The sequence below is a fragment of the Polaromonas jejuensis NBRC 106434 genome (genome assembly GCF_001598235.1).
GTDB lineage: Bacteria > Pseudomonadota > Gammaproteobacteria > Burkholderiales > Burkholderiaceae_C > Polaromonas > Polaromonas jejuensis.
On record NZ_BCYO01000008.1, the window covers coordinates 181,475 to 188,448 of the forward strand.

The following is a 6,974-nucleotide window of genomic DNA, read 5'->3' on the forward strand; positions in this document are numbered from 1 at the left end:
CCAAGGTTGGAACTGGGTTGAAAACACCGCCTCACCGGTGAGGCGAGGCGACAGACGGGGACACGTGCTTGGATTTACTATGCGCCCGAAGTGCGGTAATTGCAACCTTGCCCCACAATAAATAGTGCAACCTTCTGAAAAACCCCTAGACCTCACGAGGCGTGTGGCAAGGGGCCCAAACCGTGAGCAGGAGCCGGCGGCCCAATTTCCTTCACAAAATCGCCGGCCAGACGGCATCATGCGCATTCATGAAATTCCACGGAAACTCCTCACCGTCGCGGCTCCGCGCAAGGCCTGGCCATGCCGCCTGAAACCGCCCCGGCGTCCAATCCGACCGGGCCTGACGAGGCGCCTGCCGCCCTGGTATTGATGGGCGGCGGCGCGCGCACGGCCTACCAGGCCGGTGTGCTGCATGCCCTGTCCACCCTGCTCAGCCTGCAGGGTGGTGTGGCCAACCAGCGCTTTCCCTTTCAGATCCTGGTGGGCACGTCGGCCGGCGCCCTCAACGCGACCTTCCTGGCCAGCCACGCCAGTGAAGGGCTGCAGGCCTTTGGGCAGCTGGCCAGCTTCTGGAGCACCCTGCACTCATCGCAGGTGTACAAGCTCAAAGTCCCCGCCTGGATACGCTCCAGCCGCATTGCGGCCGCCCTGTTGCTGTCGCAGCAGGTACGCGCCCAGCAGTCACTGCTGGATAACACACCGTTGATCGACACCTTGCACCGCGTGATTTCGCTGAGCCGCATCGACCTGGCGCTGCAAAACCGCACCTTGCGGGCGCTCGCCGTCACGGCCTCCAGTTACAGCAGCGGCGTGCACTGGACGTTTTGCCAGATGGCTGCTGACCGGCAGGCGGCGTTGTGGAGCCGGCCGGGCAGGCGCGCCGAATTCCAGCCCATCACCATCGAGCACCTGATGGCCTCCAGCGCCCTTCCCTTCCTGTTCCCGTCGACGCCGCTGTGGGTGGACGGCCACCGCGAGTTTTTTGGCGATGGCTCGATGCGCCAGAGCTCGCCGCTGTCGCCGGCCGTGCACCTGGGCGCCAGCAAGGTGTTGGTGATAGGCGTCGGGCAGCCCGAGCGCGCCGGCTTCACGGGCAATGGCCCCAGCGTCAGCGGCAGGCCCACCTTGGGCGCCATTGCCGGCCATGCCATGGCCAGCGTCTTCCAGGACACGCTGCAGGCCGATGTGGAGCAAACCCAGCGCATCAGCAAAACCATGCACCAGATGCCGCGTGAGATCGCAGCCCTCATGCCCTACCGGCCCGTGGATGTGCTGGCGATCGCCCCTTCGCAGTCGCTCGATGCGCTGGCGCAGGCGCACGCCGGCGAGCTGCCCGCCAGCACCTATAACGCGCTGGCGGGCCTGGGCGCGCTCGGCGCCAAAAGTAGCCCGGGCGGCGCCGCACTGGCCAGCTACCTGCTGTTCGAGCCGGGTTTCGTCAAGGCGTTGATGGCGCTGGGCGAGCACGACGCCTATGCCCGCAGGGACGAACTGCTGACATTTTTCAGCCCGGCATTTGGCCGGGCGGGCGGTGGATAAAACAGCTTTGCAATGCCATAATCGCGGCTTATTTGTTCCGGAGAAATCCTTGGAAAGCAGTCCTAGTCGCTGGCTTTCAACACCGCAGACTGACGCCGCATGACGTTGGGCCAGGGGTTGAAAGCGATGCCACCATCCTCACCCCCTTCCCGCACGAGGCCAGACGCATGCCTCGTGCCTGCCCTGAATTGATCGGCCGTTAGTCATGCTCAATATTTTCACGCTCGCCAACGGGCGCCTCTTCCAGGAAGAAATCGAGTCCCTGGAAGAACTCTCCAAATTCCAGCCGATCTGGGTGGATCTGGAATCCCCCACCCTGGAAGAAAAACGCTGGATCAAGCAGTACTACGGCCTGTCCATTCCCGAAGACGTGATGGACGAGGACATCGAGGAGTCCGCACGCTTTTATGAAGAGGACAACGGCGAGCTGCACATACGCTCCGACTTCCTGATTGCCGATGACGCCGAGCCGCGCACGGTGCGGGTGGCCTTCATCCTCAACCTGGTCAATGACGACCTGAAAAGCAAGGGCGTGCTGTTTTCCATTCACGATGAGGATGTGCCGGTGTTCCGGCTGCTGCGCATGCGGGCGCGCCGCGCGCCGGGGCTGATTGAAGACGCCAAGGAAGTGCTGCTCAAGCTCTTCGATGCCGACGCGGAATACTCCGCCGACACCCTGGAAGGCATTTACGTCGAACTCGAAAAAGTCAGCGCCCAGGTGCTGTCGGGCGACGTGACCGATACCAAGGCCAGCGAAGTGCTGGGCGCCATCGCACGCCACGAAGACTTGAATGGCCGGATCCGCCGCAACATGATGGACACGCGCCGCGCGGTCAGTTTCATGATGCGCAGCAAGATGCTCAATGCCGAGCAGTTCGAGGACGCGCGGCAAATTCTGCGCGACATCGACTCGCTCGACTCGCACACCGCCTTCCTGTTTGACAAGATCAACTTCCTGATGGACGCCACGGTCGGTTTCATCAACATCAACCAGAACAAGATCATCAAGATCTTCTCGGTGGCCAGCGTGGCCCTGCTGCCGCCGACGCTGATCGCCAGCGTGTACGGCATGAACTTCAAGTCCATGCCCGAGCTTGACTGGGCGCTGGGCTACCACTATGCGCTGGGACTGATGGTGGCCAGCGCCATGGGGCCCATGTGGTACTTCAGGAAGCGCGGCTGGCTGAAGTAGGCATGTCCCGGGCTGACCGCTGGCAACTCACCGGCAGCGGCACCCCCGAGAAGTTCGAAGAAAATACGGCCCCAGCCCTTTAGGTACGGGCGCAAAAAGCTATCTTATTTATAGCAACCTTAAAAATCGCTCGACAATCACCTGGGCGTAGCGGCTGGCGACCAGGTCGATAAAGCTCGGGAAATCGACGTGGGCGCTGTCATCGGCACGGTCGGAGATGGTGCGCACGGCGGCAAACGGCACGCCATAGTCCAGGCAGACCTGGGCCACGGCCGCGCCCTCCATCTCGACGGCCAGCACCTCATGACCGGCATCCGCCAGCGCCGACCGCAGCGCACCGGACTCGTGGGCGCCGCAAACAAAACGGTCACCGCTGGCAATCAGGCCCCGATGAACACGCGCGTCGGGATAAGGATGAGGGGCCAGGCCCTGCTGCGCCTCCTCTTGCCGGTCTTGCAGCGCGCCACAGGCCGCCTTGAACAGCAGGGCCGTCAAGGCCGCGTCGCCATCGAAGCGGGTTTTGCCGTACAGGGGCACTTCGTAACGCGGAAACAAGGGCGAGGCATCCAGGTCGTGCTGCACAAAGTCGGTGGCCACAACCACATCGCCGACCCTCACCCCTGCGCCCAAGCCACCCGCCACACCGGTGAACACGATGCGCCGCACGCCAAAACGCTCAATCAGCGCCGTGGTGGTCGTGGCCGCCGCGACCTTGCCAATCCTGGACAATGCCAGCACCACGGGCTGGCCATGCAAATCACCGAGCCAGAAGTCGCGACCGGCATGGATAAGCTTGCGCGGTTGCTTCAAGAGTTCGATCAAGCCAAGCTGCTCTTGCGCCAGGGCGCTGAGGATGGCGGTCGGCGTGGCGGCAGGATGGGCGGTGAAAGGCATGCCTTGATTTTGCCCACAAAGCCCAGGCTTGAATCCCGACAGGCATAAAAAAGGGCGCCTTGCGTCGCCCCCAGAAAACCCTTGCAGGCTCTAAAACTTGTTCGCGGGTGAGGTGTTACGCGCTCACTTCCTGTCGCTTCGGCATCACAAGCCCTGCAAGCAGGGCAGTTGTCAGCCTCCGCCGAAAGAAGCGAGGCTTTACCTCACTTCTTGTCGCGCAGCTCACGGCGCAGGATTTTTCCGACCGGCGTCTTGGGCAGCTCGGTGCGGAACTCCACCACCTTGGGCTGCTTGTAGCCGGTGAGATTGGCCTTGCAATAGTCGCGCACCTGCGCTTCGGTGAGGTCCGGATTTTTCTTCACTATCACCAGCTTCACGGCTTCGCCGGACTTGTCGTCGGCCACGCCCACGCAGGCGCATTCCATCACGCCTTCCAGCTTGGCCACCACGTCTTCGATTTCGTTGGGGTAGACGTTGAAACCGCTGACCAGGATCATGTCCTTCTTGCGGTCGACGATCTTGAAGAAACCGTTGTCGTCGAGCACGCCGATGTCGCCCGATTTGAAATAACCGTCCGGCGTCATGACCTTGGCGGTTTCGTCGGGACGCTGCCAGTAGCCGGCCATGACCTGCGGGCCCTTGATGGCGATCTCGCCGGGCTGGCCGGGCGGCACCTCATTGCCGTCGTCGTCCAGCAGCTTGAAATACGTGCCGGGAATCGGCACGCCAATGGTGCCGGTGAAGGCCCTGCTGTTGGTCGGGTTGCAGCTGGCCGAGGGCGAGGTCTCCGACAGGCCGTAACCTTCGCAAATCGGGCAGCCGGTTTTTTCCAGCCACAGCTTGGCGACCGCGCTTTGCACGGCCATGCCGCCACCCAGAGAAATCTTCAGGTGCGACCAGTCCACGGTGTTGAAGTCGGGGTGGTTGGCCAGGCCGTTGAACAGCGTGTTCACCGCCGGAAAGCTGTTGACCTTGTGCTTGGAGAGTTCTTTCAGCACGGCCGGCAGATCACGTGGATTGGGGATCAAAATGTTTTTGCCACCGGTGCGCATGCCCAGCATCATGTTCACGGTGAAAGCGAAGATGTGATACAGCGGCAGCGCGCAGACGTATGTGGGCTGCTCACCGGCGGGCAGGCTGGCCATGGCCGGGCCATTCCAGGCTTCGGACTGCAGCACATTGGCAATCACGTTGCGGTGCAGCAGCACCGCGCCCTTGGAGACGCCGGTGGTGCCGCCGGTGTACTGCAGCACGGCCACGTCGTCGGGCTTGATGTCGGGCCGCTTGAGCGTTGCGCGCGTGCCCTGCGCCAGCGCATCGTTAAAACGCACCGCGCCCGGCAGGTTGAAGGTGGGCACCATCTTCTTGACATTGCGCACCACATAGTTGACCAGCGCGCCCTTGAGCAGGCCCAGCTGGTCGCCCATGGCGCACAGCACCACATGCTTGACGGGTGTGGCAGCAATGCACTGCTCCAGCGTGTTGGCGAAGTTCTCGATGATGACGATGGCCTTGGCGCCGGAGTCCTTGAGCTGGTGCTCCAGTTCGCGCGGCGTGTAGAGCGGGTTGACATTGACCACCACATAACCGGCGCGCAGGATGGCGGCCACGGCCACCGGGTACTGCGGCACATTGGGCATCATGATGGCGACGCGGTCGCCCTTGGTCAGGCCCAGGCCCTGCAGATAAGCGCCAAAGGCGACGGACAGGCTGTCTATCTGGCCGAAGGTGAGGTCCTTGCCCATGAAGCTGTAGGCCACACGACTGCCATGTTTCTGGAAGCTCTCCTCCATCAAGGCCACCAGCGACGGGTACTGCGAAGCGTCTATATCCGCGGGAACGCCGGCCGGGTAGGCCTTAAGCCATGGGCGGTCTATGGTCGCTGCATTCATGCGGGTTGTCTCCTTTGCTTTTTCTTACTGCCACGGATTCTCGTGGCGTGCCCTCTGCGTGGCTATTGCGTTTTCCCTAGGGAATCGTGGAAATCCGAAGGGGAAGCCCTCTAATATTCATAGTGCCATGGCTTGCGCTTGCGGCCCTGGCATGGCGCGCAAGCGGCTCGCAGAAGACTTATTCGATCGCCTTGCCCATGTCCTCGATGACCTTCTTGGCGTCGCCAAACACCATCATGGTCTTGTCCATGTAGAAGAGCTCGTTGTCCAGCCCGGCATAGCCGGCCGCCATGGAGCGCTTGTTGACGATGACGGTCTTGGCCTTGTAGGCCTCCAGGATAGGCATGCCGTAAATCGGGCTGCCCTTGGTGAGCGCGGCCGGGTTGACCACGTCGTTGGCACCCAAAATGATGGCGACATCGGCCTGGCCGAACTCGCCGTTGATGTCTTCCATCTCGAACACCTGGTCGTAGGGCACCTCGGCCTCGGCCAGCAGCACGTTCATGTGGCCCGGCATGCGGCCCGCCACGGGGTGAATCGCGTACTTGACGTTGACACCCTTGTGGAGGAGTTTTTCGGCCAGTTCATTGACCGCATGCTGGGCGCGCGCCACCGCCAGGCCGTAGCCCGGCACGATGATCACGGTCTCGGCATTGCCCAGGATGTAGGCCGCATCATCGGCCGAGCCCGACTTGACCGGGCGCTGCTCTTTCGAGCCGACCGCCGCCGTTGCGGCCTCGCCGCCGAAGCCGCCCAGGATCACGTTGAAGAAGGAGCGGTTCATCGCCTTGCACATGATGTAGGACAGGATCGCACCCGACGAGCCCACCAGCGAGCCGGCGATGATCAGCATGGAATTGTTCAGCGAGAAACCGATGCCCGCGGCCGCCCAGCCGGAGTAGCTGTTGAGCATGGACACCACCACCGGCATGTCGGCGCCGCCGATCGGAATGATGATGAGCACGCCCATCACAAAGGCCAGCGCCAGCATCGCGAAGAACGCGGGCCAGTTGCCGGTGAACATGAAGACCCCGCCCAGGCCTATGGTCAGCAGGCCCAGGACCAGGTTCAGCTTGTGCTGGCCGGCAAACTGCACCGGCGCGCCCTGGAACAGGCGGAACTTGTAGGTGCCCGACAGCTTGCCGAAGGCGATCACCGAGCCGCTGAAGGTGATGGCGCCAATGGCCGCGCCCAGGAACAGCTCGAGCCGGTTGCCGCTGGGGATGGGGCTGCCCTTGGCCGCGATGCCAAAGGCGTAGGGCTCGGCGACGGCCGCCACGGCGATGAAGACCGCGGCCAGGCCGATCATGCTGTGGAAGAAGGCGACCAGCTCGGGCATCTTGGTCATTTCGACCGTCTTGGCGCGCCAGGCGCCGTAGCCCCCGCCGACCACCAGGCCCAGCAGCACCCAGCCCAGCCCCAAGGCCTGGCCGCCTGCGATTTCGACGATCAGCGCC

Annotated in this window: 5 protein-coding genes; 2 read left to right on the forward strand and 3 right to left on the reverse strand. The window is 63.0% G+C overall.

The window, feature by feature from the left end:
* Positions 1–300: 300 nt before the first annotated feature.
* Together PJE01S_RS12250 and corA are read left to right on the forward strand one after the other, a co-directional pair.
* Complete coding sequence (locus PJE01S_RS12250; protein WP_068833894.1) at positions 301–1,539, forward strand: patatin-like phospholipase family protein; 1,239 nt, start codon at positions 301–303, stop codon at positions 1,537–1,539.
* Between the two features lie 205 nt (positions 1,540–1,744).
* On the forward strand, positions 1,745–2,731 hold the full coding sequence (corA, locus tag PJE01S_RS12255) for a magnesium/cobalt transporter CorA (RefSeq protein WP_068833895.1): 987 nt from the start codon (positions 1,745–1,747) through the stop codon (positions 2,729–2,731).
* Between the two features lie 108 nt (positions 2,732–2,839).
* Here corA and PJE01S_RS12260 read toward each other — a convergent pair whose 3' ends face one another.
* The 3 genes from PJE01S_RS12260 to PJE01S_RS12270 all read right to left on the reverse strand — a co-directional run.
* Positions 2,840–3,625: a 5'-methylthioadenosine/adenosylhomocysteine nucleosidase gene (locus tag PJE01S_RS12260; protein ID WP_068833896.1), complete on the reverse strand. Its 786-nt coding sequence runs from the start codon at positions 3,623–3,625 to the stop codon at positions 2,840–2,842.
* 203 nt (positions 3,626–3,828) lie between these two features.
* Entirely contained in the window at positions 3,829–5,517 is a 1,689-nt protein-coding gene (locus tag PJE01S_RS12265) for a long-chain-fatty-acid--CoA ligase (protein WP_068833897.1), read from the reverse strand.
* 178 nt (positions 5,518–5,695) lie between these two features.
* Positions 5,696–6,974 (reverse strand): NAD(P)(+) transhydrogenase (Re/Si-specific) subunit beta (locus PJE01S_RS12270; protein WP_068833898.1); only part of this gene is annotated, 1,279 nt, incomplete at its 5' end.

What these genes read in the sequence shown, in the direction of transcription:
- PJE01S_RS12260 (WP_068833896.1), bottom strand. Translation starts at nt 3,625, where the DNA reads ATGCCTTTCACCGCCCATCCTGCCGCCACGCCGACCGCCATCCTCAGC.
- PJE01S_RS12265 (WP_068833897.1), bottom strand. Translation starts at nt 5,517, where the DNA reads ATGAATGCAGCGACCATAGACCGCCCATGGCTTAAGGCCTACCCGGCC.
- PJE01S_RS12250 (WP_068833894.1), top strand. Translation starts at nt 301, where the DNA reads ATGCCGCCTGAAACCGCCCCGGCGTCCAATCCGACCGGGCCTGACGAG.
- corA (WP_068833895.1), top strand. Translation starts at nt 1,745, where the DNA reads ATGCTCAATATTTTCACGCTCGCCAACGGGCGCCTCTTCCAGGAAGAA.